Annotated in this window: 25 protein-coding genes; 14 read left to right on the forward strand and 11 right to left on the reverse strand. The window is 69.3% G+C overall.

Going from position 1 to position 25,900, the window contains the following annotated elements; translation table 11 throughout:
* Positions 1–3: 3 nt before the first annotated feature.
* Together ACW174_RS15325 and ACW174_RS15330 are read left to right on the forward strand one after the other, a co-directional pair.
* Positions 4–465 (forward strand): response regulator, encoded by a 462-nt coding sequence (locus tag ACW174_RS15325; protein ID WP_492015289.1) that lies wholly within the window; start codon positions 4–6, stop codon positions 463–465.
* Positions 466–558: 93 nt separating this feature from the next.
* Positions 559–1,326, forward strand: coding sequence for an SDR family NAD(P)-dependent oxidoreductase (locus tag ACW174_RS15330; protein WP_492015290.1), 768 nt, complete (start codon positions 559–561; stop codon positions 1,324–1,326).
* Positions 1,327–1,339: 13 nt separating this feature from the next.
* Here the strand turns inward: ACW174_RS15330 and ACW174_RS15335 are convergent, their stop codons facing one another.
* The gene (locus ACW174_RS15335; RefSeq protein ID WP_492015291.1) at positions 1,340–1,978 is read right to left on the reverse strand and encodes an NAD(P)H-dependent oxidoreductase; all 639 of its coding nucleotides are present in this window, start codon (positions 1,976–1,978) and stop codon (positions 1,340–1,342) included.
* A 300-nt stretch (positions 1,979–2,278) separates the two neighbouring features.
* Here ACW174_RS15335 and ACW174_RS15340 point away from each other — a divergent pair, with 300 nt between their 5' ends.
* A complete protein-coding gene (locus ACW174_RS15340; protein WP_492015292.1) occupies positions 2,279–2,893 on the forward strand; it encodes a hypothetical protein in 615 nt (204 codons plus the stop codon).
* 92 nt (positions 2,894–2,985) lie between these two features.
* Here the strand turns inward: ACW174_RS15340 and ACW174_RS15345 are convergent, their stop codons facing one another.
* On the reverse strand, positions 2,986–3,843 hold the full coding sequence (locus ACW174_RS15345; RefSeq protein WP_492015293.1) for a hypothetical protein: 858 nt from the start codon (positions 3,841–3,843) through the stop codon (positions 2,986–2,988).
* A gap of 47 nt (positions 3,844–3,890) precedes the next feature.
* Positions 3,891–4,406, reverse strand: coding sequence for a pyridoxamine 5'-phosphate oxidase family protein (locus tag ACW174_RS15350; RefSeq protein ID WP_492015294.1), 516 nt, complete (start codon positions 4,404–4,406; stop codon positions 3,891–3,893).
* 139 nt (positions 4,407–4,545) lie between these two features.
* Between ACW174_RS15350 and ACW174_RS15355 the strand changes: the two genes are divergently transcribed.
* Genes ACW174_RS15355 through ACW174_RS15365 form a run of 3 tightly spaced genes read left to right on the forward strand, consistent with a single transcriptional unit; the run spans position 4,546 to position 6,359 of the window.
* A complete protein-coding gene (locus tag ACW174_RS15355; RefSeq protein ID WP_492015295.1) occupies positions 4,546–5,376 on the forward strand; it encodes a hypothetical protein in 831 nt (276 codons plus the stop codon).
* A gap of 16 nt (positions 5,377–5,392) precedes the next feature.
* A complete protein-coding gene (locus ACW174_RS15360) occupies positions 5,393–5,770 on the forward strand; it encodes a hypothetical protein (protein ID WP_492015296.1) in 378 nt (125 codons plus the stop codon).
* Between the two features lie 4 nt (positions 5,771–5,774).
* A complete protein-coding gene (locus ACW174_RS15365) occupies positions 5,775–6,359 on the forward strand; it encodes an NAD(P)H-dependent oxidoreductase (protein WP_492015297.1) in 585 nt (194 codons plus the stop codon).
* Between the two features lie 128 nt (positions 6,360–6,487).
* On the opposite strand, the gene ACW174_RS15370 is transcribed toward ACW174_RS15365, so the two are convergent.
* Genes ACW174_RS15370 through ACW174_RS15385 form a run of 4 tightly spaced genes read right to left on the reverse strand, consistent with a single transcriptional unit; the run spans position 6,488 to position 11,467 of the window.
* The gene (locus tag ACW174_RS15370; protein ID WP_492015298.1) at positions 6,488–6,871 is read right to left on the reverse strand and encodes a DUF302 domain-containing protein; all 384 of its coding nucleotides are present in this window, start codon (positions 6,869–6,871) and stop codon (positions 6,488–6,490) included.
* Positions 6,868–7,212, reverse strand: coding sequence for an ArsR/SmtB family transcription factor (locus ACW174_RS15375; protein WP_492015299.1), 345 nt, complete (start codon positions 7,210–7,212; stop codon positions 6,868–6,870). Before ACW174_RS15375 ends, ACW174_RS15370 begins: the two co-directional genes overlap by 4 nt.
* Positions 7,209–10,439, reverse strand: coding sequence for an efflux RND transporter permease subunit (locus tag ACW174_RS15380; protein ID WP_492015300.1), 3,231 nt, complete (start codon positions 10,437–10,439; stop codon positions 7,209–7,211). The genes ACW174_RS15375 and ACW174_RS15380 overlap by 4 nt, the downstream gene beginning before the upstream one ends.
* Positions 10,436–11,467: an efflux RND transporter periplasmic adaptor subunit gene (locus tag ACW174_RS15385; RefSeq protein WP_492015301.1), complete on the reverse strand. Its 1,032-nt coding sequence runs from the start codon at positions 11,465–11,467 to the stop codon at positions 10,436–10,438. Before ACW174_RS15385 ends, ACW174_RS15380 begins: the two co-directional genes overlap by 4 nt.
* A gap of 163 nt (positions 11,468–11,630) precedes the next feature.
* Here ACW174_RS15385 and ACW174_RS15390 point away from each other — a divergent pair, with 163 nt between their 5' ends.
* The gene (locus ACW174_RS15390; protein ID WP_492015302.1) at positions 11,631–12,944 is read left to right on the forward strand and encodes an NAD(P)/FAD-dependent oxidoreductase; all 1,314 of its coding nucleotides are present in this window, start codon (positions 11,631–11,633) and stop codon (positions 12,942–12,944) included.
* The gene (locus tag ACW174_RS15395) at positions 12,941–13,144 is read left to right on the forward strand and encodes a YgaP family membrane protein (RefSeq protein WP_492015303.1); all 204 of its coding nucleotides are present in this window, start codon (positions 12,941–12,943) and stop codon (positions 13,142–13,144) included. Before ACW174_RS15390 ends, ACW174_RS15395 begins: the two co-directional genes overlap by 4 nt.
* Before the next feature lie 105 nt (positions 13,145–13,249).
* Here the strand turns inward: ACW174_RS15395 and ACW174_RS15400 are convergent, their stop codons facing one another.
* Positions 13,250–13,858 (reverse strand): TetR/AcrR family transcriptional regulator, encoded by a 609-nt coding sequence (locus tag ACW174_RS15400; RefSeq protein ID WP_492015304.1) that lies wholly within the window; start codon positions 13,856–13,858, stop codon positions 13,250–13,252.
* Positions 13,859–13,982: 124 nt separating this feature from the next.
* On the opposite strand from ACW174_RS15400, the gene ACW174_RS15405 reads away from it, so the two are divergent.
* Both ACW174_RS15405 and ACW174_RS15410 read left to right on the forward strand, forming a co-directional pair.
* Positions 13,983–14,708, forward strand: coding sequence for a Coq4 family protein (locus tag ACW174_RS15405; RefSeq protein WP_492015305.1), 726 nt, complete (start codon positions 13,983–13,985; stop codon positions 14,706–14,708).
* Positions 14,705–15,142, forward strand: a complete 438-nt coding sequence (locus ACW174_RS15410) for a DUF2147 domain-containing protein (protein WP_492015306.1) — start codon at positions 14,705–14,707, stop codon at positions 15,140–15,142. Before ACW174_RS15405 ends, ACW174_RS15410 begins: the two co-directional genes overlap by 4 nt.
* Positions 15,143–15,242: 100 nt before the next feature.
* Here ACW174_RS15410 and ACW174_RS15415 read toward each other — a convergent pair whose 3' ends face one another.
* The gene (locus ACW174_RS15415; RefSeq protein WP_492015307.1) at positions 15,243–16,919 is read right to left on the reverse strand and encodes an FAD-binding dehydrogenase; all 1,677 of its coding nucleotides are present in this window, start codon (positions 16,917–16,919) and stop codon (positions 15,243–15,245) included.
* 224 nt (positions 16,920–17,143) lie between these two features.
* Here ACW174_RS15415 and ACW174_RS15420 point away from each other — a divergent pair, with 224 nt between their 5' ends.
* The 4 genes from ACW174_RS15420 to ACW174_RS15435 all read left to right on the forward strand — a co-directional run bounded on the left by ACW174_RS15420 (position 17,144) and on the right by ACW174_RS15435 (position 23,505).
* Positions 17,144–20,128, forward strand: a complete 2,985-nt coding sequence (locus ACW174_RS15420) for a TonB-dependent receptor (protein WP_492015308.1) — start codon at positions 17,144–17,146, stop codon at positions 20,126–20,128.
* A 197-nt stretch (positions 20,129–20,325) separates the two neighbouring features.
* The gene (locus ACW174_RS15425) at positions 20,326–20,793 is read left to right on the forward strand and encodes a PraA/PraB family alkane oxidation protein activator (protein ID WP_492015309.1); all 468 of its coding nucleotides are present in this window, start codon (positions 20,326–20,328) and stop codon (positions 20,791–20,793) included.
* 171 nt (positions 20,794–20,964) lie between these two features.
* Positions 20,965–23,142 (forward strand): porin family protein, encoded by a 2,178-nt coding sequence (locus ACW174_RS15430; RefSeq protein ID WP_492015310.1) that lies wholly within the window; start codon positions 20,965–20,967, stop codon positions 23,140–23,142.
* A 111-nt stretch (positions 23,143–23,253) separates the two neighbouring features.
* A complete protein-coding gene (locus ACW174_RS15435; RefSeq protein ID WP_492015311.1) occupies positions 23,254–23,505 on the forward strand; it encodes a hypothetical protein in 252 nt (83 codons plus the stop codon).
* A 400-nt stretch (positions 23,506–23,905) separates the two neighbouring features.
* Here the strand turns inward: ACW174_RS15435 and ACW174_RS15440 are convergent, their stop codons facing one another.
* Positions 23,906–25,234: an ATP-binding protein gene (locus ACW174_RS15440; RefSeq protein ID WP_372694313.1), complete on the reverse strand. Its 1,329-nt coding sequence runs from the start codon at positions 25,232–25,234 to the stop codon at positions 23,906–23,908.
* A complete protein-coding gene (locus ACW174_RS15445; RefSeq protein ID WP_008264155.1) occupies positions 25,231–25,884 on the reverse strand; it encodes a response regulator in 654 nt (217 codons plus the stop codon). Before ACW174_RS15445 ends, ACW174_RS15440 begins: the two co-directional genes overlap by 4 nt.
* Positions 25,885–25,900: the final 16 nt, after the last annotated feature.

Consider the following 25,900-nt stretch of genomic DNA (forward strand, 5'->3'; position numbering starts at 1 on the left):
CCTTTGCGCCAGATCAATCGGCAGAGGTCCGGACTGATCCAGAATGGGGTTTCGCCGCGCGGGCGTCCGGACATCCCGTTGACCTCTTTCCCAGAACCCGCTCCTCTTGTTTTCGTCATTGAGGACGACCCGGCCGTGCTGTCCGGCATCGTCTTCGCGCTCGAAGCCGACGGCTTTTCGGTCCGGCCCTTCGCACGGGCGCGCGACGCCGCCAGAGCGGGCGATCTGGACGCCGCGGCCTGTCTGATCGTCGATCAACGGCTGCCCGACGAGTTCGGCCTGACGATGTTGCAGCGCCTGAGATCCGCCGGATCCCGGGTGCCCGCCGTGCTGATCACCTCCGATCCTCCCGGCCCCGTCCGACGCGCCGCGGCGGCGCTCGGGGTGCCGATCGTCGAGAAGCCTCTGATCGGTGAAACCCTGTTCGATTGCGTAAGGTCCCTGGTCTCCGCACGTCGCGTCTGAAACGGCCGGCATGCGCTTCCCCGCTTGACCAGGATCAACGGCGCTGAGGCCGGACGCGCGCATGCTCCTCCCTTCCCAACAGAGGACCGGACGATGCATCGCTTGAACAACAAGGTCGCCGCCGTCACCGGCGCCGCCCAAGGCCTCGGCGCCGCCATCGCCATCCGCATGGCCGAGGAAGGCGCGGCGGTGGCCCTGCTGGATCGCGACGCCGTGCTCGGCGAAGCCCTGGCCCGATCACTCTCTGACCGCGGCCTCAAGGCCGCCTTCTGGCCTTGCGACGTCGCGCGCGAGGCGGAGGTCCGGAATGCCCTCGCGGAAACCGCCGCCCGCTTCGGCCGCCTCGACATCCTGGTCAACAACGCCGGAATCGCAGGCGCGAACAAGCCGACCCATGAACTGACCGAAGCAGAGTGGGACGCTGTCCAGGCGGTCAACGTCAAGGGGGTGTTCTTCGGCGTCAAACACGCCGTGCCGCTGATGCGCAAGGCGGGCGCTGGCAGCATTATCAACCTGTCGTCGATCTACGGCCTGGTCGGGGCGCCCGACGTGCCCGCCTATCACGCGTCCAAAGGCGCGGTCCGCCTGATGACCAAGACCGACGCCCTGCTCTATGCTGCGGACCGGATCCGGGTGAACTCAATCCACCCGGGCTTCATCTGGACGCCGATGGTCGAGCATCACCTCGAGGGCCAGGGCGAACTGGAGGCCGGTCGCCGCGCCACCGCCGCCCTGCACCCGCTCGGCCATATGGGCCAGCCCGACGATATCGCCTGGGGCGCGGTCTATCTGGCGTGGGACGAGGCGGCGTTCGTGACCGGCTCGGAGCTGGTCATCGACGGTGGCTACACCGCCCGCTGAACCTGACGGCCGCTCAGTGACGCGGGTCGCGGCGGCCGTACATCTGCACCGCGCGCCAGCCGTGCTGCTCGGCATCCGCCTGATGCGAGGCGACCTGTTCCGCGGTCATGCCGGGTCCGATACCGCCGATGTTGTGATGGGCCAGCGTCTCCAGCCCCGTCACCGCCGCGAAATGTTCGTCGAAATGTTTCTGCATGGCCGCCCAGGCGCCCGTGCGCTCCACCCAGGATTGGGGAGCGCCGGAGGTTGTGAAGCTGATCAGCTTGCGTCCCGCCAGCAGCGGCTGGTTTCCGCCATGCGTGACCGGCGAATAGGCGAAGCCCATGCCGAAGACGCGGTCGACATACCCCTTCAGCATGGCCGGCGGGGCGTTGTACCAAAGCGGATAGAAGAAGGCGAAAAGGTCAACGTCGGCAAGCACGCGCCTTTCCTCGAGGACGTCCTGGCGCGGCTTGAAGCCGGAATGATCGGGCATCTCGCCTGCGTGCAGGCAGGGATCGAAGCCCATGCGGTAGAGGTCGCGGATCACGACCTGACCGCCGGCCTGACCCACGCCTCGGGCGAAGGCGTCGGCCATGGCGCCGGAAAAGCTTCGCGCGCGCGGATGAGCGATGATCAGGGCGGCGGTGAAGACGGGATCTGGGTGGGTCATGGTCCAAAGCCTGCGCCCCCGACGGCCGGACCGCCTTGACCTCCGTCAAGCCCCGGGCGCTGCCGACCTGATCCAGATCAAATGGCGCGGCCGCGGCCGGCGCTAATCTGCATCGACCGAGGAGGTGTCCGTCATGTCGTCCCGAACCTTAGATGGCCCAAGCCCTGTCCGCGCCGCCGGGGATCAGATCGGCGACACGCGGCTGCACCTCCGGGGGCACACGATCCCCGACAGTCAGTCGGATCGCCTGCGCGGTGGCGACACCCTCTCGCCCAGCGCCGAACCGGAGCAGTCCCGGCCATGACCCGCCCGGAACCCCTGTTCTCGAAAGCGCCGATCGCCGGCAAGCGCAGTGAGGCCGAGGCCGCGATCCTCGCCGCGGTCGAGGGCGCGTCGCTCTCGCGCCTCGGCACACCGGCCGTCTTCGCCGACGCTGTGACAGACGCCTGTGCGCCTCATCCGCCGGTTCTGCTCCGCGAGGCAATCCGTTTTCGCGTCTTTGAGGAACCGGTCGAGGTTGAAGACGCCTTCGGCCACATCGAGCTGCGCCCGGGGGTGACGACCGAGCTCCATGTGCCGTTCCTGGGGCCCGCCGACTATTTCGATCTCTGGGCCGTGACGATGCCCGCGAAACCGCCGAGGGGCCGCGTCGAACGGCGCACCCTGGTTCTGAGCCTGTCCGCCGTTCATCCTGACGGATCTTCGGCCCGCAAGCATTTCGCGCGGGACCTGGACCGGATCGACGGCATGCTCGACGACCAGCGCCGCTACTGCGACCAGATCCGGCCCGAGTTGCTTGAGGCGGCCACCGCTGCGATCAAGACCCGCCGCATGCGCCAGACAGCCATGTCGACGATCCGCGCCCGCCTTGTGGCCGAAGGCTATGCCCCCATGGGCCGTCGGCGACGGCGCTAGACCACAAACGAGTGCGGCAGGCCCGACCGATCGCAGGACGCGGCCGGCCGGTTTTGACGCCTTGGCCCCCACGTCCCGGCGGGCCTGCGGAGTCAGTGCGCCAGCAGCAGGCTGGGGCCGTCCTCCGCGCCGAGAAAGTCCCGGGTCGCACCGCCCAGGACGGCCTCGGCCAGGCGGGGGCGGCTATAGGCGCCGGCGACCAGAAGATCGGCGGACCGGGTGCAGGCGGCGGCGAGGATCGCCTCCCCTTCCCGGCGCCCCTTGATCACCGAGACTCCGGCGTCGATCCCCGCCACCGCCAGATAGTCTTTCAATCGGCGGGGGTCGGCGTCGGCGGCCACGGTGTCCAGTCCCGCGCGACACTGCAGGATCGTGACCTGCGAAGCCATCGCCAGCAGCGGCAGGGCGGCCCGGACCGCGCGTCCCGCCGGCGGGCTCCCGTCCCAGGCGATGACAGCCGCGCCCACGGGCGCTCGCGCCGCCCGGCGGGACACCAGCACCGGTAGACGTCGTTCCAGCAGCGCCCGGCCGACGACGTCATCGATCGGTGGCGAGGCCTTGAGAAAGGCCTGGCTCACGACCATCAGGTCGGCGAGCGCCGTTTCGCGGCCCAGAGCAAGACCGGGCTGCCGGTCGTGGGGCAGCAAAAGCATCCTCCCGCCTCCAGCGCCCGGGCCGAAGGACATGCCGCTCGCTTCGGCCGCCGCGCGCGCGGCGGCTTCGATGCGGAGATGGGAGGCCTGTTCGTCTTCTGCCACGGCCTGGGCCGAGGCCCCCGTCAGGGCAGGCCCCAGGGCCAGGCCGAAGGCGACCAGATCGACCGCCACGTCGGCGCCGGTCGGAACGACACGAACGACGGCCCGATGGCGAGCGGCGAGGTCGGCCGCCACGGCCAGGGTCCGGGCGTCGTCCACGCCGTCCGCGCAGGCGAGTATGAGGTTATAGCGCATCGTCGTCTCCATGGACCAGGACGGTCGGACTCCTTGCGGAGCGCCGATCAAAGCAGGTGAGAGACCTCCCCGTGCGGCGTGAATTCGTGCGCCGGCAGGGCCTCACCAAATTCATAGGTCTGGGCTTTGGAGCGCCCGCCCAGGACCGACACCGGCGAAACGATGCGCGGCCCGACATGGTAGAGGGCGACGGAGTTCCCGCCGGGCGCATAGAGGCTGACGCCCGGGTAGCGGGCGGTCACCATCCTGTTGAGGGACTCGACGCGCGCCGGATCCAGAACCTCGACGGCCCGGCCCGCGAGGGAGACGCCGACGGCGTCGCCGTGGTCGCTCTCGCTGCGGACCGCGATCGAGACGCGGGGATCGCGCGCGATATTGGCGTGCTTCTGGCTTTCGCGTCCAACCATGAAATACAGGTCCAACCCCTCGTTCACATAGCCGACCGTCGTCACCTGCGGCCAGCCGTCCGGGCGGTTCACCGCCAGACTCATCAGCCGCTGGGAGTCCAGCAGGGCGACCACCGCGGCCGCGGCGCCGGCGGGCAAGGGCGAATGATCGGACATCGGCGCTTCCTCTGCGTGACCCGCCTCCCGCGGATCTTCGAGCCAAAGCCTAGATCGACCCGTCGACGACGCCTTGACCTCGATCAAGGCGCGACGGCGCCGGCCACGCTCTGGTGCGCTCCGAAATGGAGATGCGGCCATGACCTACCGAAGCCTGCTCGTCTACGTCGACCGGGGTCTGGAGAGCGACCAGCGGGTGGCTCTGGCTTGCGAACTGGCCTGCCGCCTCGACGCCAGGCTCATCGGCATTTCCGGCAGCGCGCCTGAGCCGGGGCTGGGCGACCCCTATATGGGCGGCGCCATGCTGGGCGAAAGCCTGACCCTGCTGCGCGATTGCGCCGAGACGGACGTGAAGGAGGCCCGCGCCCGCTTCGCGGAGCTGACAGACTTCTGCGCCGAGCGCACGGAGTGGCGCGGTCAGGTCGGCTATCCGGCCGAGTTGGTGGCCCGCGCCGCCCGCGCCGCCGACCTGGTGATCGTCGGACGGACCCACGCCGGCGCGCCGTGGCACAATCTCGACCCCGCCGACGCCCTGATGTCGGTGGGCCGGCCGGTGCTGGTGACGCCGCCGCAACCGGCGCACGCGCCGGCGGACGCGCCCGCGATCATCGCCTGGAAAAACACGCCCGAGGCGCAGCGCGCCGTCGTCGCCGCCCTCCCCTTCCTGCGCTCGGCGAGCGCAGTCCATGTGCTTGAACTCTGCGAACCGGACAACCTCGCTGAAGCCACCGCCGGGGTGGACGATGTGGTCGGCTACCTGGAACGCCACGGCGTCTCGGCGACGGCTGCGGCCAGGGCGCGCAAACCGCGCTCCACCGCCGCGCAGATCCTGGAGTTCGCGCAGGTGGCGAGAGCCGGTCTCATCGTCGCCGGCGGCTACGGCCATGCCCGACTGAGGGAATGGGCCCTCGGCGGGGTGACGAAGGCCCTGATCGCGGAATGCCCCGTCTGCCTCCTTTTGACCCACTGACCCTGAGGATTATCTCGTGTCCCCTACCCTCTCACACATCCGACTGACGCTAGCCCGCGAGCCCGGCCATCCCGACGGCGACCCCGGGACCGGCTACGATCTGGTGGCGGCGGTCGATCCCGACGGACGACTCGACGCCGCCGGCTGCAAGGCGGCGGGCGACAAATGCCGCGTCCGACGCTTTCAGGCCGGCGAAACCATGGCCACAGGCCGGCTGCGCCACGCCGGCCATCATCGCTGGGTCCTCGACCTCGAGCCGGGAGAGACGGATGACCAGACCGGTTTCCGGTTCGACGACGCCGTCTTCCACCCCGGCGCCTATGTCAGCCTGACCGCACAGGACGGAGGTCAGCACACCTACGTCGTGGCTCAGCTGGCGCCGGTCGAAAGCTGATCCCATGACCCGCCGCATCACCATCATCGACGCCCACCCGGACCCGGATCCGGCCCGCTTCTGCCATGCGCTGGCGGCCGCCTACGCGTCCGGCGCGATCGCGGCGGGCCATGAGACCCGGCTGATCCGTCTGGCGGACAAGGACATCCCGATCCTGCGCACCCGCGCCGATTGGGAAGGCGGCGCCGTTCCACCCGCCGTGGCCGACGCCCAGGGCGACATCGCCTGGGCCCACCATATCGTCATCCTCTATCCGCTGTGGCTCGGCGAACCCCCGGCCCTGCTCAAGGCCTTCCTGGAACAGGCGTTGCGGCCGGGCTTCGCCTTCTCCGCCACGGACAAACCGTTCAGCGGCGGCCATCTCAAGGGGCGCACGGCGCGCGTGGTGGTCACCATGGGCATGCCGGCCCTGGTCTACCGCCTCTGGTTCGGCTCCCGGTCGCTGGAGACCCTGAAGCGCAACATCCTCGCCTTCGTCGGCATCGGCCCGACCGCCAGCACGGTCATCGGCGGGGTCGAGGATCTGACCGTTCCGGCGCGCCAGCGGTGGCTTGATCGCCTGCGGGATTGCGGACGCGAAGGGCGCTAGGCGTCCCTTCGGCCGGCGCGCTCTTCACCCGCACCGATCGCTTATCCCCGGAACGCTTCTGATCTATCGCCGTCGACGCGCCCTGCGACCTGACCGCAGGCGTCGGCCTTGGCCCATGGGTCAGCAGGTCAGACGTCCGCGAGCGCCTCGCCGAGATGCTCGCCGACGGTCCGGGCGTGGCGGAGCAAGGCGGCGTTATCGATGGCGCGCATCGAGGCCGCCGGGTCGACGGCGAAGACCTCGACGCCGCCTTCGGTCTGCTGGACGACGACATTGCAGGGCAGCATGACGCCGACATGCGGCTCCATCTTCAGGGCCTCATGCGCCATGACGGGATTGCAGGCGCCGAGGATGCGATAGGGGCGGAAGTCCTCGCCGATCTTCGCCTTCAGCGTCGCCTGGACGTCGATCTCGGTGAGGACGCCGAAGCCGTGCTTCTGCAACGCGGCGCGCGTGCGTTCGACGACGGCGTCGAAATCGCCCTCGACGGTGCGGGCTGTGTAGTAGGTCATGAGGTCCGGTCCTTGGGTTTGTCGCGGTAGATGTCGCACAGCAGGGCGATGACCCGGGCGGCGGCCGGGTCGACGATGCCGTAGTAGACGGTCTGGGCGTCACGGCGTGGGGCGATGACCCCGGCGTCGCGCAGCCGGGCCAGGTGCTGCGAACAGGCCGACTGCGACAGGCCGACATAGCCGGCCAGATCGCCGACGGCGCAGTCGCCCTCGCTGAGCCGGCACATCAGCATCAGCCGCTGTTCATTGGCGAACAGCCGCATCAGCCGCGCGGCCGGGGCGGCGCTGGCCTCGAGTTCGGCGAGGGCGGCCGCGTTGGGCTTGGGCAGGGCGTCGGTCATGGCGTCTCTTCCGCGGGTCCGGGCGCGGCCAGGGGGCGGCCGTCATCCTTCAATGCGATATAGATGGCCGGGATCACCAGCACCGTCAGAATCGTCGAGGAGATCAGGCCGAACAGCAGCGAGATGGCCAGGCCCTGGAAGATCGGATCGAACAGGATCACCGCCGCCCCGATCATGGCCGCCAGGGCCGTCAGCAGGATGGGCTTGAAGCGGATGGCCCCGGCCTCCAGCAGCACCTCGCGCAGGGACCGTCCCGGCGTTCGCGCGTGGCGGATGAAGTCGACCAGCAGGATCGAGTTTCGCACGATGATCCCCGCCAAGGCGATGAAGCCGATCATCGAGGTGGCCGTGAAGGGCGCGCCGAACAGCATGTGACCGATGACGATGCCGATCAGGGTCAGGGGGATGGGCGTCAGGATCACCAGCGGAATGCGGAAATCCCTGAACTGGGCGACGACCAGAACATAGATCCCCAGCAGGGCCACCCCGAAGGCGGCGCCCATGTCGCGGAAGGTCACCCAGGTGATCTCCCACTCACCGTCCCACAGCACCGTGGGCCGGGTCTCGTCTGTCGGTTGGCCATTGAGCCGGACCTCGGGACGCGGCAGGTCCTTCCAGTCGTGCGCCTTGATGGCGGCGTCGATGGCGAGGATGCCGTAGATCGGGGCCTCGAACTGGCCGGCCAGTTCGGCGGTGACCATCTCGGCGGCGCGGCCGTCGCGGCGGTAGACGGGCCAGCCGGCCAGCTCCTGACGGGCCTCGACCACCTCGCCCAGTTCGACCAGCCGCCGCCCCCCGTCGATCGTGGTCACGGCCACCGGCATGACCGCCATCTGTTCGTTCCACGTCCGGGCCGACTGCGGCAGGCGCACGGCGATCTCGACCGGGGTGCGCTCGTCGTCGCGCGCGGCGTAGCCGAGCACCTGGCCGCTCATCACGGCGGCGATGGAGTCCTGGACCTCGCGCTCGGACAGGCCGAAGCGTTCGATCTTCTCCCGGTCCGGGATCAGGCGCAGGACCGGGCGACGCACGCCGTAGCTGTTGTCGACGTCAACCACCGAGGGCTCGGCGCGGAACAGGGTCTCCAGCTCGGCGGCCACGGCGCGGCGCGTCGCCGGGTCCGGGCCGTAGACCTCGGCCAGCAGGGTCGCCAGCACCGGGGGCCCCGGCGGCGCCTCGACCACCTTGAGCGAGGATCCGGCCGGCAACGGCAGGTCGGCCAGACGCCGGCGCAGGTCGAGGGCGATGGCGTGGCTGCTGCGGTCGCGCTCGCCCTTGGGGGCCAGCCTGACCGCCAGATCGCCCTGCTCGGCGCCGGCGCGCAGGAAGTAGTGACGCACCAGGCCGTTGAAGTTGAACGGCGCGGCGGTCCCGGCGTAGCTCTCCAGCGATTCCACCTCGGACAGGCTGCCGGCCACGGCCGCGGCGCCGGACAGGGTGCGTTCGGTGGTTTCGAGGCTGGTTCCCTCGGGCATATCCAGCACGATCTGCAGCTCGGACTTGTTGTCGAACGGCAGCAGCTTCACCGGCACGGCGCGGAAGCCGAACATGGACATGGCCAGCAGGGTGGCGAGGCCGATGACGATCAGGAAGGTCCAGGCGCTGCGGCGCGAGCGGATCACCGGCGTGGCGACCTTGCGATAGAGTCGGCCCAGCCTCCCCTCCCCGACGTCGTGCCCGTGGCCGCCCGCCAGGGACTTGCGGGCCAGGCGGATCATCAGCCACGGCGCGATGACCACGGCGACGAAGAACGAGAAGATCATGGCCGCCGAGGCGTTGATCGGGATCGGGGCCATGTAGGGGCCCATCAGGCCCGAGACGAACAGCATGGGCAGCAGGGCGGCGACGACGGTCAGGGTGGCGACCACGGTCGGATTGCCCACCTCGGCCACGGCCTCGACGGTCGCCTGGGCGCGGCTACGACCGTCGTTCATGGCCCAGTGGCGGGCGATGTTCTCGATCATGACGATGGCGTCGTCGACGAGGATGCCGATCGAGAAGATCAGGGCGAACAGGCTGACCCGGTTAATGGTGTAGCCCATCAGGTTGGAGGCGAAGAGGGTCAGCAGGATGGTCGTCGGAATGACCACGGCCGTGACGCCCGCCTCGCGCCAGCCGATGGCGAAGCCGATCAGGATGACGATGGAGATCGTCGCCAGGCCGAGGTGCATCAGCAGCTCATTGGCCTTTTCATTGGCCGTCTCGCCGTAGTCGCGGGTGACCACGACCTCGAGGCCGTCGGGGATCAGCGTGCCTTTCAGCGCCTCGACCCGCTGCATCACCCCGTGGGAGACGACGACCGCGTTGGCGCCCTGACGCTTGGCGATGGCCAGGCTGACGGCGGGGGTGCGGCTCCAGCCGTCGCCGGCGCGGGCGTAGTGGGCGGCGCGGGCCTGATCCTCGCGCGGGGCCTGCACCACCGTCGCCACGTCGCGCAGATAGACGGCCTCGCCCGACATCGAACGGACGGTCAGCAGGGACGCGTCGTCGGGCGTCGACAGCCGCTCGCCCGAGCGCAGGGCGACGGCCCGGCCCTGGTCGCGGAAGGCGCCGGCGGGGAAGCTACGATTGGCCTGGGCGATGGTCTCCAGCACCGAGGACAGGGCCACGCCGCGCGCGGCCATGCGGGCCGGATCGGGCGCGACCCGGATCTCGGACGGTCGCCCGCCGACGATGAAGGTCAGGCCGACGTCCTCGACCTTGCCGATCTCGGTGCGCAGGCGGGCGGCGACGTCGTAAAGGGCCTGGTCGGTCCAGCGCCCGGCGGCGTCGGCGCGCGGCGTCAGGGTCAGGACCACCGCGGGCACGTCGTTGATTCCCCGGGTGACGATCTGCGGCTCGGACACCCCGACGGGAATAGAGCCGTAGTTGGCGCGCACCTTCTCGTGCACGCGGACCGCGGCGTCGTCGGGATCCGAGCCGACCATGAAGCGGGCCGTGACCATGACCTGGTCATCCTGCACCTGGGTGTAGACGTGTTCGACGCCGTCGATGCTGCGGACGATGGCTTCCAGCGGCTTGGCCGCGAGTTCCGTGGCGTCGGAGGCGCTCAGCCCCGGGGCCGCAACCATGATGTCGACCATGGGCACGCTGATCTGGGGCTCCTCCTCGCGGGGGATGGACAGCACGGCCATCAGGCCGACGGCGATCGCCGCCAGCAGCATCAGCGGGGTCAGGGGCGAATGCAGCGTGGCCCTGGTGAGCCGTCCGGACAGGCCGAGGTTCATCGGGCCGTCTCCGGCGCCAGAACGACATCGCCGGCGGCGAGACCTGAGAGCACCTCGACCCGGTCGTCGCCGGCGGGCCCGCCCAGTTGGACCGGCGCCTCGCTGACGCGGCCGGCGCGATCGACGGTCCGGACGAAATCAATGCCGTACCGGGTGGAGACGATGCGGCGGGGAACGACCAGCGCACGCCGCTGGCCCACGGGAATCAGGACGGTGACCCGCTGGCCGACCCGGTCGCTGGTCAGGCCGGCGACCGAGATGTCGGCGGTGGTCTGGCCGCCGGTCGCGGCCGGATAGACCTGGGCGATGGTTCCGGAGGTGACGCCGGGCAGGTCATCGGACGACACGATGACGCTTTGACCGACCCGCAGGTTGCGGCCCTGGGCCTCGGGCAGTTCGAGGCGCAGGACCAGCGGGCCGGCGGTGATCGTCGCGACCGACTGTCCGGCGCTGACCACCGAGCCGGCGGGCACGTCGGCGGCGAGCACGCGGCCGGAGGTGGGGGCCAGGATCCGGCCCTGGGCCCCGGTCTCGGCGCTGGCGGAACGCACGGCGCGCGCGGCCCGGACCTGGGCGTCGGCCGCCCGCGAGGCGGCGATGGACTGGTCCAGCCGGGCTTGGGCGTAGATGCCCTTGTCGAACAGGGTCTGGATGCGGGACAGGTCGGCCCGGGCCCGCGCGGCCTCGGCCTGGGCGGCCGCGACCTGGGCGCCATAGGCCGCCGTCTCGAGACCGACTCGATTGTCCACCACCAGGCCGATGACCTGTCCTTCACGCACCGTGTCGCCCTCGCGCACGCTCAACTGCGTCAGCGTGCCCGGAATACGAGCTCGCGCCTCGCCGAGATCGCGCGAGGCCACCACGGCCGAGGCCGGCTTTACCGCGTCGATCAGGGCCTCGGCCACGGTCAGACGCTCACCCCGCGCGGGCGCTGGCGGGGCGGCCTCGGGCGCTCCGCCGCAGGCCGACAGTCCGCCCAGCAGAAGGGCGGCGGCGAAGGCGGCGAACGAGACCGGGGGCGTCTTCATCAGAGAATCCTTATGTAAGGTTGCTCTAATATTAGATCATGCTAATATGAATGCAAGCCTGAGCACCATGCTCCCGACGGCGCCCCCCGCCTTGATGAGGATCAAGGCGCGGCGGCGCCGGCGGCGCAGGATCGGGCATCAGGGAACGCTGAAGGAGACCGCCATGGATCGGCCCACCATCGTCGTATTGGGCGCAGGCCTCGGCGGCGCCATCGCCGCCTATGAACTGCGCCACGTCCTGGGCGACCGCGCACGCATCGTCATGGTGTCGAAGGGCGATATCTTCCATTTCACCCCGTCCAACCCTTGGGTGGCGGTGAACTGGCGCAAGCGCGAGGCCATCGAAGTCCGCCTGCCCGAGGTCATGAAGCGCAAGGGGGTGGAGTTCATCAACGTCGGCGCCGGCCATGTGCGACCCGCCGAAAAGCGCATCGACCTCGCCGATGGGCGGGCCCTGCCTTATGACTACCTCGTCATCGCCACCGGTCCGGATCTGGCTTTCGACGAGATTGCGGGGCTTGGCCCGGACGGCCATACGGCTTCGATCTGCCATGTCGACCATGCGGTCGACGCGGCGGCGGCGTTTGACCGCTTTGTCGAGAACCCAGGCCCGATCGTGGTCGGGGCGGTGCAGGGCGCCTCCTGCTTCGGTCCCGCCTATGAATTCGCCATGATCCTCGACACCGAACTGCGCCGCCGCAAGCTGCGGGACAAGGTGCCGATGACCTTCGTCACCTCCGAGCCCTACATCGGCCACCTCGGGCTCGACGGCGTCGGCGACACCAAGGGGCTGCTGGAAAGCGAGATGCGCCAGCGGCATATCAAATGGATCACCAATGCGAAGGTGAAGAGCGTCGACGCCGGACTGATGCACGTCGAGGAGGTGGACGAGGACGGGGCCGTGAAGGCGAACCACGACCTGCCCTTCTCCTACTCCATGATGCTGCCGGCCTTCCGCGGGGTCGAGGCCGTGCGCGGGATCGAGGGCCTGACCAATCCGCGCGGCTTCATCCTCGTCGACAAACACCAGCGCAATCCCACCTGGCCGGACATCTTCGCGCTCGGCGTCTGTATCGCCATCCCGCCGACCGGCCCCACGCCGGTGCCCGTCGGGGTGCCCAAGACCGGCTTCATGATCGAAAGCATGGTCACGGCCATCGCGGCCAATCTCAAACAGATCCTCGACGGCGAGCCGCCGACCAACGAGGCCAGCTGGAACGCCATCTGCCTGGCGGATTTCGGTGACGGCGGCGTGGCCTTCATGGCCCAGCCGCAGATCCCGCCGCGCAACATCAACTGGTCGGCCAGCGGCCGCTGGGTGCACGCCGCCAAGGTCGCCTTCGAGGGCTATTTCCTGCACAAGGTCCGCAAGGGCCAGGCCGAGCCCCTCTACGAAAAACTGGCTCTCGATCTTATCGGCGCCCACAAGCTGCGCCGCACGGTCCGGTCCGCCTCCGGGAAGGAGTCGGAAGCATGAACCTCGACCGCGCGGTCATGATGTTCGCCGCCCTCGTGCTGCTTGTCAGCCTGGCGCTGGCCCACTGGGCGCATCCGGCCTGGCTATGGCTGGCGGTCTTTGTGGGGCTGAACCTGTTTCAGGCGTCGATTACCGGCTTCTGCCCGGCCGCCCTCCTGTTCAAGCGGCTGGGCGTCAAGCCGGGATCGGCGTTCCGGTAAGCGCCTGCGGCCTCGAGTCCGCCGCGTTCCCGGTCCGGCCATCAAGCGACGCCCGTCAGTTTGGGGGCCACGCCCGCCAAGGGCGGGACACCTGGCCCGCGACGGTCAGGCGACCGGCTTGACCAGAAGATGGGGCAGCAGACCGGCGATGACCTGCCGGCTGGCGCCCTCATCCTGATCCAGCATTCCGCGCAGGGGGGCCCCGATCAGGGCCTCCCCGAACGCGCTGAGGGCGATGAACAGCACCGCCGACGGGATATGGGGATGGGCCTGACCGTCGGGGTCGCCGAGCTTGTCCTGGATGGCGTGGACCAGGCCGGTGACGGCATCCCGAACCGGCTCGAGGTGGGACAGGTCGCCCCTCAGCACGATCCAGGCCGCCAGCTTGCCCGCGCCGCCTTCCGCGAAGGCGTCGAAGACCGCATTGACCAGTTCCAGAGGGGCGCCCTCATCGGTGCGAAGGCGCACGACGGCCGCGTCCAGGGCTTGGGACAGGTCCGCCACCATCGACGCCATCAGGGCGGACTGCAGGCCCGCCGCCGAGCCGAAATGGTGGATCAGATTGGTGTGGGTCACGCCCAGCCCCTCGGCCACCGCCTTGAGCGTGACAGCGTCAGGACCGCCGCTCAGCAGACGCTCCCGGGCGAAGGCCAGGGCTTCCAGGCGCGCCTCCTCGGGCGTGCGGCGGCGGCGGCGGGCGGGAGTTATTGACATCTATGTAAGTTACATCCATGTAGATAGTCGTTTGGTTAAGCTCAGCGCCCGGAGAGAGCAAGTGACTGCGGAACTATTGGTTGATGGCGGCCCCGCCTTTTCCTCCCCTCGAGCCGCCGCCGGGGTGCGCCCGCGACGGGTTCAGCCGATCCGGGCCCTGCGCGCCCTGCGTCGGCTGATCGCCGACAAGGAGGACACCACCCAGGTCTTCGAGATCATGAACGCCCTCGCCGGCGGCTCGGTCCGCCGCGGCTACCAGCGCCTGCTTGATCAGGTCGAGGGCGGACATCAGGCCTATCTGATGACGGAGCTGGCCGACCGGCTGCAGGACACGGCCTGGCTGACCAGCCTGCCCGCCGACAGCGTCGGCCGCGCCTATCTCGACTTCATCGGCGAACGGAACCTGTCGGCCTATGGTCTGGCGAGCGAAAGCCGCAAGGTCGCGGACAGCGAGATCGACGCCGCCCACCCCCATGCCTGGTATGCGCGGCGCCTGCGCGACGTCCACGACATCTGGCACGTCCTGACCGGCTACCGCACCGACGCCCTGGGCGAGGCCTGCGTCGTCGCCTTCTCCCTGCCCCAGACGCGCAGCCTCGGCTTCGGCCTGATCGCCGCCGGTGTGGCGGTCCAGTTCGCCCGCGCCCGCACCGGCTATCCGTGCGCGCGCGCCGTATTGCAGGCCTGGGCGCGGGGCCGCCGCGCGGCCTGGCTGCCCGGCCTCGACTATGAGGCCCTGCTGGCCGAACCGCTTGAGGCGGCGCGGGCGCGCCTGCGCCTGTCTCCCCCGACCCTGTACGACCGCGTCCCGGTCGCGTTGCGCAACGCCTACCACGGCGCGGCTGGATGATCCGGGCCGTCGCCGCCGCCGTTCTCCTCCTGGCCGCCGCCGATCCCGCCGGCGCCCAGGAGGCGTCGATCCTCGGTCGCTGGCGCACCCCTGCCGAGGACGGCGTCGTGGAGATCCACCGCTGCGGCGCCGCCCTGTGCGGCCGGCTGGTGGACGCCGCCCCGCTGCGACGCGACCCCGACCAGCGGGACGTGCGAAACCGGGACGCCGCCCAGCGACAGCGGCCGCTCCGCGGTCTGCCCGTGTTGCGGCAGTTCACCGGCGGTCCGTCGGAATGGCGGGGCGGCCCCCTCTACGATCCCGACAGCGGCCAGACCGCCGATCGCGGCTCCCTGACCCTCGTCAGCGCGGACCGGCTGTCCGTGCGCGGCTGTATCGCGCGCGTCCTGTGCCGGACCCAGACCTGGCGACGGGCGGACCCGGCGCCACGGTGACGGCCGGCGGTCGGTTCGACCGCTCGACCGGATCAGGGACAGGCTCCGCGTCTCCCCGCTCAACGCCTGCCCCCCAGGCGCGGTGAGCGCCGTCCGCGCGTCAGACCGCGCCGGCCATGGCCCGGCCCGCGACCCGGCCCGAGAAGAGGCAGCCGCCGAGGAAGGTCCCCTCCAAGGCGTTGTAGCCGTGCAGGCCGCCGCCGCCGAACCCGGCCGCCTCCCCCGCGGCGTAGAGCCCCTCCACCGGCGCTCCGTCCTCACCCAGCACCCGGCTGGACAGGTCGGTCTGCAGCCCGCCCAGGCTCTTGCGGGTCAGCACATGCAGCCTGACGCCGATCAAGGGGCCGGCGGCCGGGTCCAGGATCCGGTGCGGGCGGGCCACGCGCGCCAGCCGGTCGCCGAGGTAGCGGCGGGCGTTGTGGATCCCCTGCACCTGCAGGTCCTTGGAAAAGGGATTGGCCATCTGGGCGTCCCGGGCCTCGATCTGGGCGCGGACCCGGTCGGGATCGAGAAGCGCCTCGCCGGTCAGGGCGTTCATCCGCCCGACCAGGGTCTCCAGATCGTCGGCGACGACGAAGTCCGCGCCCTGGCGCTTGAAGGCCTCGACCTCGGGCGAGGCCCCCTTCCCCAGACGCGTGCTCAGCACCCGCCCCCACCGGCCCGAGACGATGTCGCCGTTCTGCTCCGATCCGGACAGGGCGAACTCCTTCTCGAGGATGGCCTGGGTGAGAATGAACCAGGAATGGTCGTGGGCGGCCAGGTCCGTCGTGGTGCGCAGATGTCTGAGGGTGGACAGGGTGTCGTAGCCCGGCAGGGCCGGCGCGGTCAGCCGTCGACCGAGGGCGTCCAGCCAGACCGATGACGGTCCAGGCAGGATACGGATGCCGTGTTTCGGCCAGACCGGATCCCAGTTCCGCACCCCCTCCACATAGTGCCACATGCGGTCCCGGTTCACGATCCGCGCGCCCGCCGCCCGGGCGATGTCGAGCATGCGTCCGTCCACATAGGCCGGCGTGCCGGCGATCATCTCGCGCGGCGCCCGCCCCAGCCGCTCCGGCCACCAGCGGCGCACCTTGTCCGGATCGCCGCCGATGCCGCCCGTCGCGACCAGCACGGTCGGCGCCCGCAGGCTGAAGGCGGCGGTGGCCGTCCGGTTCGTGGCCGCCCCGCGCGGCGCGTCGTCCGGGGCCAGCACGGCGCCGGAGACGCCCGAGACACGTCCGCCCTCGACGATCAGGGCGTCCACCCGGTGTCGGTAATGAAAGGTCAGACGGCCGGCCTGCGCCGCCGCCAGGGCGCGGGCCGCGAAGGGATCGACGACCCCGAGGCCGCAGCCCCAGGCGACGTGGAAACGGGGCGCCGAATTGCCGTGACCGTCCGCCCGCCCGTCGCCCCGCTCCGCCCATCCGACCATCGGGGTGAGCCTGACGCCGCGCCGACGCAGCCAGTCGCGCTTTTCGCCGGCGGCGAACGCCACATATTCCCGCCCCCATCGCTCGGCCCAGACATCCTCGCCCAAGGCGCCGTCCAGCCGATCCCAGCCGGCGCTGCCGCGCCAGTCCGACCAGGCCAGATCGAAGCTGTCGCGCACGCCCAGACGGCGCTGCTCGGGACTGTCGACGAGAAAGAGACCGCCGAAGGACCACCAGGCCTGGCCGCCCAGGTTGGCGGGCGTCTCCTGATCCAGCACGGCGACTCGCCGGCCCGCCCGGACGAGTTCGTCCGCCGCGACCAGGCCCGCGAGGCCCGCGCCGATGATGATGGCGTCCCAGGTCATCAATCCGTCTCCGTGTCCGGAACCGAGCAGAACTGACATTCATGTCAATAGTCAAGGCGGAAGCCCCGCTCACGCACATCATTGTCAATAAGTATTGACACGGGCGTGAGTAGTGCGAAGCTGCGAACAACCGTCGGTGGCCCCGCCCCGCTGAACGGATGAAATCAGGCGGGAGGAAACGCAGTTCACACGCCGTTGGGGAACGGTGATTCAGGAGGGATTTCATGGCTCTAACGGCCTGTATTCGCGCGCGCCTGGCGCTGTCCGCCTCGGCCTCGGCCCTCCTGCTCGCGACGGCCGCGCCCGTCCTGGCGCAGACAACCGAACCGCAGGTTGATCCGTCACCCACGGTCATCGGCGACATCATCGTCACGGCCCAGAAGCGCGAACAGTCGGTTCAGGACGTGCCGATCGCGGTGACGGCGCTTTCGGCCGAAATGCTGGACTCGCTGCACATCGAAGGCGGTTCGGAACTGCTTCGGGCGGTCCCGAACGTCAGCTTCTCCAAATCCAATTTCAGCATGTACAATTTCTCGATCCGCGGGATCGGGACCAAGGCGGTGTCGGCGTCCAGCGATCCGGCGGTGGCGGTGAGCTTCAACAACACCCCCCTGATCCGCAACCGGCTCTTCGAGCAGGAATACCTCGACGTGAACCGGGTCGAGGTGCTGCGCGGCCCCCAGGGCACCCTCTACGGCCGCAACGCCACGGGCGGGGTGGTCAACATGTTCCCGAACCTGCCCGTCTTCGACCGCGAGGCCTTCGTCACCGGGGAGATCGGCGACTACGATTCCCGCCGCGGCCAGGCCATGATCAACCTGCCGCTGGGCGACACCTTCGCCCTGCGCGCCGCGGGCTCATTCACCAAGCGCGACGGCTTCGATTACAACAGTTTCAACGACACGAGGGTCAATGACCGCGACCTGTTCAGCACCCGGCTCTCGGCCCTGTGGGCGCCGACAGAGCGGTTTCGCGCCAATCTGATCTGGGAGCATTTCGAGGAAGACGACAACCGGTCGCGAACGGGCAAGCAACTTTGCACCCGAGACCCCGGCCCCACCGCCACCGCCCTGAACGCCGTCCCGATTCCGACCGGCTATCTGCAGGACCAGATGAGCCAGGGCTGCCTGCCCGGCTCCCTCTATGACGACGCCGCCTTCGGCGCTCCGAACGGGGGATCGTTCGGCCCCGTACGCTTCCTGTCGACCGCCTTCAGCATCGGCTATGACGCCGGCGGCAATCTGGTGAACATCGTGCCGCGCGGCGGCGATCCCTATGAGGGGGTGGTGCAGTCGCGCGATCTGCGGGAAATCGCCACCAGCTTCGATCCGGTCTTCCGGGCCCGCAACGACGTGGTCCAGCTCAATCTGGAATTCGCCCTGTCGGACCGCCTGACCCTGTTCTCGCAAACCGCCTACGCCAGCGACGACTACTACGCCTCGCAGGATTATGGCCGCTACGTCTCCAACCCGACCTTCGTCGACAGTTCGCAGGTCTTCGACTTCGACGGCACGCCCTTCCCGTCCCCGGCCACCCCCGGCGGAATCTATGTCGATCCCCAGCTTGGCGCCTCCGACCGGATCCTGTCGGTGGACATCAGCCAGAGCGACAATCGGCAATGGTACCAGGAGTTCCGGCTACAGTCCGAGGGGGGCGACGGCTTCAACTTCAGCCTCGGCGCCAACTACCTCGATTTCAAATCCCAGGACGACTACTACGTCTTCAACAACCTTTTCACCCTGATCGCCGAATACTGGTACAATCAGGATCTGGACTTCCTGGGCCCCGTCCGCCCCGAGGTCTGCGACGACAACCGGCCGCAGGAATGCGTCTATGTCGATCCCAATCCCCTGAACGCGATCAACGGGGAGGGACACAACTATTTCCGCAGCAAGAATGTGATCCACACCCGGTCCTGGGCCGTGTTCGGCGAGGGCTACTGGGACCTGACGCCGGACCTCCGCCTGACGCTCGGCGCCCGCTACACCGAGGATCGGAAGGTCACCACCCCCTACCCCAGCCAGCTGCTGCTGGGCGCGGCCGCGAACGGCGATCCGGGGACCTCCTCGGGCGGCTATGTGCGCCGTGGCTACTACGCCCTTCCCGATATCGAGCAGAAGTGGGAGGCCCTTACCGGCCGCCTCGTCCTGGACTGGTCGCCGGTTCTGTCCTTCACCGACGAAACCCTCGTCTATGCCTCGCTGTCGCGGGGCTACAAGGGCGGCGGCACCAATCCGCCCCGCCTCGACCTGAATCCCGGGGTCGTTGAATACCTGCCGCTGGCCAGCACGTTCGAGCCCGAATATGTGACCGCGCTCGAGATCGGGACCAAGAACACCCTGCTCGACGGGACTCTTCGGCTCAATGCGACGGGCTTCTTTTACGCCTACAGCGACTACCAGGTCTCCCAGATTGTCGACCGCATCTCGCTGAACGAGAATTTCGACGCCCGTATCTGGGGCGTCGAGCTCGAGGCCGTCTACAGGCCGACGCCGCAGTTCCAGATCGACGGCAATTTCGGCTATCTGAACACGCGCATCGCCGACGGCGAGTCGTCCATCGACGTGATGAACCGCACCCAGGGCGACGACGAATGGACGGTGCTGCGGCCCTGGATCCAGGTGCCGTCCAACTGCATCGCCCCGACCCGCCATGTGGAGACCATCTTCAACCGCGACCTCGGGCCCGAGCTGACCACCTTCGCGCTGAGCGCGCTCTGCTCCGGCTCGGCCCGCTTCGGCACCTTCAACCCGGCGTTCAACTCGGTGCTGCCGCTGTGGGCCTTCTACGGCTTCACCTATGATCCCCTCACCGAGGCGCCCAATGCCGGCCGCGGGTTCGAGGCCGATCTCGGCGGCAACGAACTGCCCAACTCGCCCCATTGGACCGCCAATATCGGCGCCCAGTACAAATGGTTTGTGGGGGATTGGGACCTGACGGTCCGCGGCGACTACTACCGGCAGGGCGAGAGCTTCTTCCGCATCTACAACACCGAATACGACCGCCTCGAGGGCTGGGACAACGTCAACTTCTCGGTCTCGCTCGAGGACACCGACCGCGGCCTGGTCGTGCAGGCCTATGTGAAGAACGTGTTCGACAATGCGCCGATCGTGGACGCCTTCACCAACAGCGACGACACCGGACTGACCACCAATGTCTTCACGCTCGATCCCCGTCTGATCGCCGTGCGCCTGACCAAGACCTTCTGACGCCTGCAACGTCGGACGGCCCTTCACCGCCAAGGAGCCCCCGGCCGCGACAGCGGCCGGGACGGCCGCCCTGATCGTCGCTATACCATTGTTTTTACTGAATTATATCACTTGACTCCCTGTTACTTATACAGCTGTAAATAGGCGTCCCGCGTGGGACAGCAACCAGTAAGGGAGGACTACCCATGATCCGGAAGATGACATTCGCCGCTGCGGCCATCGCCGCTCTCGCCCTCGCCTCGCCTTCGTTCGCCCAGTCGTTCTCGCCGAGCTCCGGCAGCGCCAGCGGGTCCGGCACGGTCCGGCTGCGCCAGACCACCACGGTCAACTGCAACGTCTCGGTCACGGCCTCGCCGCTGAGCCCCGGCTCAGCCCCGATCCCGACCCGCAGCATCACCGCCGGCGACTTCCTCTGCATCGCCGTGGCGCCCTACGGCGCCTGGTCGGCCGCGGTCGTGCCGGGCTCGACCACCTCGATCAACCTGACGATCGGCGCCAACACCGTGGCGGGACAGCCCTGTTACGGCACGGTGACCGTCGCTTGGGACAACACCACCCACAAGGCGACGTTCAACAACAACGTCCTGCCCCCGGTGAACCCGGCCCACCCGTCCTGCACCATCCTGAGCGGGTCGATCACCCTGCCTACCCTGTCGATCCTCTAGGGGGCCAACCCGTCTTGGTCCCTTCGACTCGCCGGGCGCCTTCGGGCGCCCGGCCTTTTCGTCAGCGACGGCCGTGACCGCGCTGACCCGACCACAATCGGGACGGCGCCGCGGCGCTCCCGACGCGCCTCCGCTCGCGGCCCGCGCACCACGCCCGCAAGGCGTCGCCTGATGTCGTGGCTGTCCCTGCTCTGCATCCTGGCGGGCGGGCCGGCCACCGCCCAGGAGAGGCCGCCCTCCGCGCCCCCGGCCGGGGCGCAGAGCCCCCCGTCGCCTCCCGGGGTCGATCCCGGCGCGACCACCCTCGAGGACGTCATCGTCGCCCGCCGGCGCGGCGCCGCCGACCTCGCTCCGGACCAGGAATGGAGCGCCGGGGACATCGACGGCCTGGCCGCCTGGGACATCGGCGAGGCGGTGGGCCGGATCAGCGAAACCCTCGGCCTGGACGCCCCGCCGGTGCTGCTCATCAACGGGCGGCGGACGGTGGACCCCCGCAACTTCCTCGGCTTTCCCCCGGACGCCATGATCCGGATCGAGGCCCTGCCGCCCGAAGCCGGAGCGATCTACGGCGGCGATCCATCCAGACGCGTCCTGAATATCGTCCTGCAGCCGGAATTCAGAAGCCGGGACGGTCGGATCGATGCGGCGCGGCCCACCGCCGGCGGCCGGTCCAGCCTGCTGCTCGACGGCCGGCAATCCGGCATTCAGGAGATGGACACGGTGCAGGTCGGCGCGCAGGTCTCGCGGACCACGGCCCTTCGCGGCGACGAACGGGCCGCCTACCGACGCGATCATCCCGGCCGGGACGCCGCCACCCTGCGGCCTGCGGTGGACGCGCTGACCATCAACCTGGCCCGGACCGGCGCGATCGGCGACTGGACCGGCGCCTTCGGGCTGAACGGCCAGGCGCAACGCACGCGGTTCACCGCCCTGGTCGCCGGCCGCGCGGACCGGACGACCCAGACCGCCCTCGATCTCGCCGTCAACGCCGGCGCGGGCGGTCAGGCCCTGGGCTGGTCCGTGCGACTGGGCCTGGACGGGGCAGCCTCGCGGACGGAACAGGACGGGCCGGCGCCGCTCCGGGCGCGGACCCTGTCCATGATCGGCAGTCTGACGGCGGACCGGAGCCTGCTCGACCTTCCCGCCGGTCCCCTGCAGGCGGCGGTGTCGGGACAGTATCTGCAGTCCCGGACCGTCGCCGAGACCGCAACCCTGACCACCCGACAGTCGGCGCGCGCCCTCGACCTGAACGGCAGCCTGACCGCGCCGCTGTTCCAGGCCGACGGCGAGGACGGCGCGGGCCGGACCGTCGGCGATCTCTCCCTCAGCCTCGGCGGACGAATCCGCGCGCTCGACACCGCCGCCGCCGGCAGCGGCGCGATCAACGCGGGCCTGTCCTGGGGGCCCGATCCCCGTGTCCGGGTCAGCGCGCAATGGTCACGGGCCAGCGACGGCCCCACGCGGGAGCAGAGGCTGGACCCCATCCTCTACGGGCCGCCCCGCACGGTCTACGACTTCCGGACCGGACAATCCGTCGATGTGCTGCTTCTGTCCGGGGGCAATCCCGACCTTCTCGCCCAGAACACGGAAAGCGCCGACGTCTCCATCACCCTGGGCCCGTTCGGGGCGTGGGGCTTGCGCGCCAACCTGGGCCTGCACCGCGACGTCGCCACCAATGGCATCGGCGCCCTGCCCGGACTCACCCCGGCCACGGAGGCCGCCTTTCCGGACCGCTTCGTGCGCGACGTCGACGGCCGCCTGATCAGCATCGACCAGCGACCGATCAATCTCGACGCGACCCGGGTGGAGACCGTGTCCTCCGGAGTGGTGCTCAACATCCCCATCCGGGTCGGCGCCGGCGACGCAGCCCGGGTCGGCGCCCTCCAGGTCGCGCTCAGTCACAGCTGGCAGCGCGCCAATCTGGTCACCCTTCGCCCCGACCTGCCGGCGCTGGACCGTCTGGCCGGGGACGGCGGCGGCATCCCGCGACGCCAACTCAACCTGCGACTGGACGGCCGCTACCGGACCTGGGGCGTGAGCGCGATCGCCAACTGGCGCAGCGGCTCACGCAGCCGTCGCGACCTCGGGATCGACAGCCCGGCGGACCTGCGCCTGGAGCCGTTCGCCTCCGTGGACCTGAAGGTCAACTACCGTGTGGAGAGAGCCCCCGACACCATCGTCGACGGCGAACGCCGGGACCCCGGCCCGCGGCTGGGCCTCGAGATCGACAATCTGTTCGACGCCCGCCCCCGGGCCTTCATCGGCCACGCCATTGCGCCGGGCTACGGCCGTGACGACCAGGATCCGCTCGGCCGGGTCGTGCGCCTCACCCTGACCCGCCGCTTCTAGGGAGCCCGCCTGCCCGGGCCCGGATGAAGGCGGTGACGCCAGGCGCTCCGGTCGGCCCCGAACGGCGCGCCAACCCTTGACCCGCGCCCGCGGGACGCGCCTTGGTCTGCGATGAGCATCGAAACCGTCCACATCGTCCAGGCCTATGTTCAGGGTCGGGGCCAGGGCCTGAAGGCCGAACCCCAGGTCGGCTGCAAGACCGCCGAGGACGCCCGTCGCAAGGCCGAGCGACTCGCGCCCCTGCGTCTCGGCGTGATCGCCTTCTCGATCTCCGCTGATACCGAGATGGGCGACTATGATGAAAACCCGACCATCCTGTTCAAGGCCGGACGTCTGCCGCCGCCCTGGGACGAGAGCGTCTAGGCGGCCTCAAACACCGCGGACCGCCCGCCACGCCCCGCAGCCGACCGGGTGTGAACAGGCTGGCCGGTCCGGCAGCCGATCAGGCCCTCGGACGTCACGCCGCAAGTCTCCGGGCGGCGTGGACTATTCCCACTCGATCCTTCAAGAGACCAGAAGGCGCTGATTTATCAGCGCCTTTTCTCTCATCCACGCACCATACCGCGCGAGCTACCGTCAGTTGAACAGTGCTGTTGAATTCATTGGTGAAATTCGACGTAATAAAATTCTAGTGATGTCGCCATCTATCGGCAGGCAACTCTGCTTCAAGCCCAACCAGCACCGCTATGACAGGCGACTAGGCAATAGGACTATACCGTATCATCGTACCGACAACAGACGCCACCGAAGCCGGTTGATACCGTCAGTCTCGCTTGGTCGAGTTGTTCAAAGACTCCGACGCCTGCTCCGGAATTGTCACCTCGACACGAAGACCGCCTCCTGGTGAGCGCAAGAACTGCACCTGTCCCCCATGGGCCTTCACAGTGGCGAGGACGATAGAGAGGCCCAGACCGCTCCCTCCGGAAGGGGCATTCGACGCGCGGAAAAAACGCCCTCCCAAACGATGCAGATCCGAGAAGGCCACGCCCGGTCCGTCGTCCTCGACGATCAAGCGTCCGGAAGTCGGGTCGTAGCTGATCAGGATTGAAGACTCTGCGTGCGCCTGTGCGTTGGCAAGGAGATTGGCGGCCGCTGCCCCGAAGCGATCCGGATCCACATTCAGCAGGGCGTCACCTTCGACGATCGACACCCGGGAATCGCCTTCCGCTCCCGCAAACAGTGATCGGAGCGTCACCCAGCGGCGATCTTCGTCGCTAACCGGCATCTCGTCCTCGCGCGCCAGGGCGAGAAGCCCCGTGACGAGGCGGGCGGTGCGATCGACAGAGGTCTGAATCTGCTCCAGCGCGCGGCTTCGAACGGCAGGATCCGAAGACGACGCCGCAATCTGCGCCTGGACACGCAGCCCTGCCAGAGGCGTGCGCAACTCGTGCGCGGCGGCGGCCGTGAACTCGGCCTCGCGACGCCGCGCTGCGCCAAGGCGTGACATCAGGTCGTTCAGCGCCAGGGCGAAGGGACGGAGTTCGCGGGCGTCCGGCGATACGTCCAACGCCGTCAGATCTTCCGCATCCCGTACCGCAAGGCTGCGGGTCATTTGTCGAATAGGGGCCAGCCCCCGCCCAACCGACCACCAGATCAGCACGCCCAGCGCCAGCAGGCCGAGGACCGCCGGACCGATCAAGGCGGTGACGACATTGCCGACCAGGTGTTCGCGAACGGCCAGATTGTCCCCGACCATGACCCGGAAACCGGCGTCACGATCATGCACCGTATAGACCCGCCAGCGCTCGCCCCGGATCGTGCGCTCAGAAAATCCGTCGCCCCCTTCCGACAATCGCTCCGCAGGCGCGCTTTGGGACCGACCAATCAGATCGCCTTCCAGCGACCAGATCTGGCAGGAGAGCTGACGGTCATAGACATCCGCGGCCCCGGTGTCCGGAGCCTGGATCGCCGGGCGCACGCTGCCGGCCTGCATCAGGGACGAAACCATGCGGGCCGACTCCATCAGGCGCCGGTCCAGCACCCGTTGCACTTCGGCTCGGGTTTGGATTTCAACCCAGACGACCGCGCCGCCCCAGACCAGGGCGGTCACGAGCGCGAGAGTGACGAACAGACGCAAGCGGATCGAGCTCATTGCAGGGTGTATCCCACGCCGCGGACGGTGCGGATGAAGCCGGCTCCCAACTTGGCCCGCAGATAGTGGATGTGCACTTCCACGGCGTTGGAGCCGATCTCCTCCTGCCAGCCGTACAGGCGTTCTTCCAGCTGACTGCGCGAGAGGACCTGTGCGGGCCGTTCCATCAGGGCCTCCAGGATAGCGAACTCACGTCTCGAAAGGGGCAGGTCCCCCTCTTCACGCCAAGCCAGACGCGACTTGGGATCGATGGTCACCCCGCCGTGGCGCAAGGCGGGGGTCGAACGTCCGAGCAGGCGACGCCGCACCGCGCGCAATCGCGCGGCCAGCTCGTCGAGATCGAACGGTTTGCCGACATAATCGTCCGCGCCGGCGTCCAGACCCACTATGCGGTCCCGACTGTCATCGCGCGCCGACAAGACCACCACGCCGACATCCATGTCGCGCTCTCGAACGAAACGCAGCACCGAAAGGCCGTCGCCGTCAGGAAGACCCAGGTCCAGCACGACCGCATCGAACGCCGAGCTTTCCAGCGCCGCGAGGGCGTCCTCGACCCGCCCGACGACCTCGACCGTCCAGCCACAGGCGCTGAGCCCGACCTGGAGGCCGTCAGCGAGAACGGGATCGTCTTCTATGGCGAGCAATCTCATGCGTTGTGACGTGCAA

The sequence above is a fragment of the Brevundimonas sp. AVps31 genome (assembly GCF_058681355.1).

Bases quoted from the DNA above. Each gene is read 5' to 3' on its own strand.
- ACW174_RS15330 (WP_492015290.1), top strand. From the start codon at position 559: ATGCATCGCTTGAACAACAAGGTCGCCGCCGTCACCGGCGCCGCCCAA.
- ACW174_RS15335 (WP_492015291.1), bottom strand. From the start codon at position 1,978: ATGACCCACCCAGATCCCGTCTTCACCGCCGCCCTGATCATCGCTCAT.
- ACW174_RS15340 (WP_492015292.1), top strand. From the start codon at position 2,279: ATGACCCGCCCGGAACCCCTGTTCTCGAAAGCGCCGATCGCCGGCAAG.
- ACW174_RS15345 (WP_492015293.1), bottom strand. From the start codon at position 3,843: ATGCGCTATAACCTCATACTCGCCTGCGCGGACGGCGTGGACGACGCC.
- ACW174_RS15350 (WP_492015294.1), bottom strand. From the start codon at position 4,406: ATGTCCGATCATTCGCCCTTGCCCGCCGGCGCCGCGGCCGCGGTGGTC.
- ACW174_RS15355 (WP_492015295.1), top strand. From the start codon at position 4,546: ATGACCTACCGAAGCCTGCTCGTCTACGTCGACCGGGGTCTGGAGAGC.
- ACW174_RS15365 (WP_492015297.1), top strand. From the start codon at position 5,775: ATGACCCGCCGCATCACCATCATCGACGCCCACCCGGACCCGGATCCG.
- ACW174_RS15370 (WP_492015298.1), bottom strand. From the start codon at position 6,871: ATGACCTACTACACAGCCCGCACCGTCGAGGGCGATTTCGACGCCGTC.
- ACW174_RS15375 (WP_492015299.1), bottom strand. From the start codon at position 7,212: ATGACCGACGCCCTGCCCAAGCCCAACGCGGCCGCCCTCGCCGAACTC.
- ACW174_RS15380 (WP_492015300.1), bottom strand. From the start codon at position 10,439: ATGAACCTCGGCCTGTCCGGACGGCTCACCAGGGCCACGCTGCATTCG.
- ACW174_RS15385 (WP_492015301.1), bottom strand. From the start codon at position 11,467: ATGAAGACGCCCCCGGTCTCGTTCGCCGCCTTCGCCGCCGCCCTTCTG.
- ACW174_RS15390 (WP_492015302.1), top strand. From the start codon at position 11,631: ATGGATCGGCCCACCATCGTCGTATTGGGCGCAGGCCTCGGCGGCGCC.
- ACW174_RS15395 (WP_492015303.1), top strand. From the start codon at position 12,941: ATGAACCTCGACCGCGCGGTCATGATGTTCGCCGCCCTCGTGCTGCTT.
- ACW174_RS15400 (WP_492015304.1), bottom strand. From the start codon at position 13,858: ATGTCAATAACTCCCGCCCGCCGCCGCCGCCGCACGCCCGAGGAGGCG.
- ACW174_RS15410 (WP_492015306.1), top strand. From the start codon at position 14,705: ATGATCCGGGCCGTCGCCGCCGCCGTTCTCCTCCTGGCCGCCGCCGAT.
- ACW174_RS15415 (WP_492015307.1), bottom strand. From the start codon at position 16,919: ATGACCTGGGACGCCATCATCATCGGCGCGGGCCTCGCGGGCCTGGTC.
- ACW174_RS15420 (WP_492015308.1), top strand. From the start codon at position 17,144: ATGGCTCTAACGGCCTGTATTCGCGCGCGCCTGGCGCTGTCCGCCTCG.
- ACW174_RS15425 (WP_492015309.1), top strand. From the start codon at position 20,326: ATGACATTCGCCGCTGCGGCCATCGCCGCTCTCGCCCTCGCCTCGCCT.
- ACW174_RS15430 (WP_492015310.1), top strand. From the start codon at position 20,965: ATGTCGTGGCTGTCCCTGCTCTGCATCCTGGCGGGCGGGCCGGCCACC.
- ACW174_RS15435 (WP_492015311.1), top strand. From the start codon at position 23,254: ATGAGCATCGAAACCGTCCACATCGTCCAGGCCTATGTTCAGGGTCGG.
- ACW174_RS15440 (WP_372694313.1), bottom strand. From the start codon at position 25,234: ATGAGCTCGATCCGCTTGCGTCTGTTCGTCACTCTCGCGCTCGTGACC.
- ACW174_RS15445 (WP_008264155.1), bottom strand. From the start codon at position 25,884: ATGAGATTGCTCGCCATAGAAGACGATCCCGTTCTCGCTGACGGCCTC.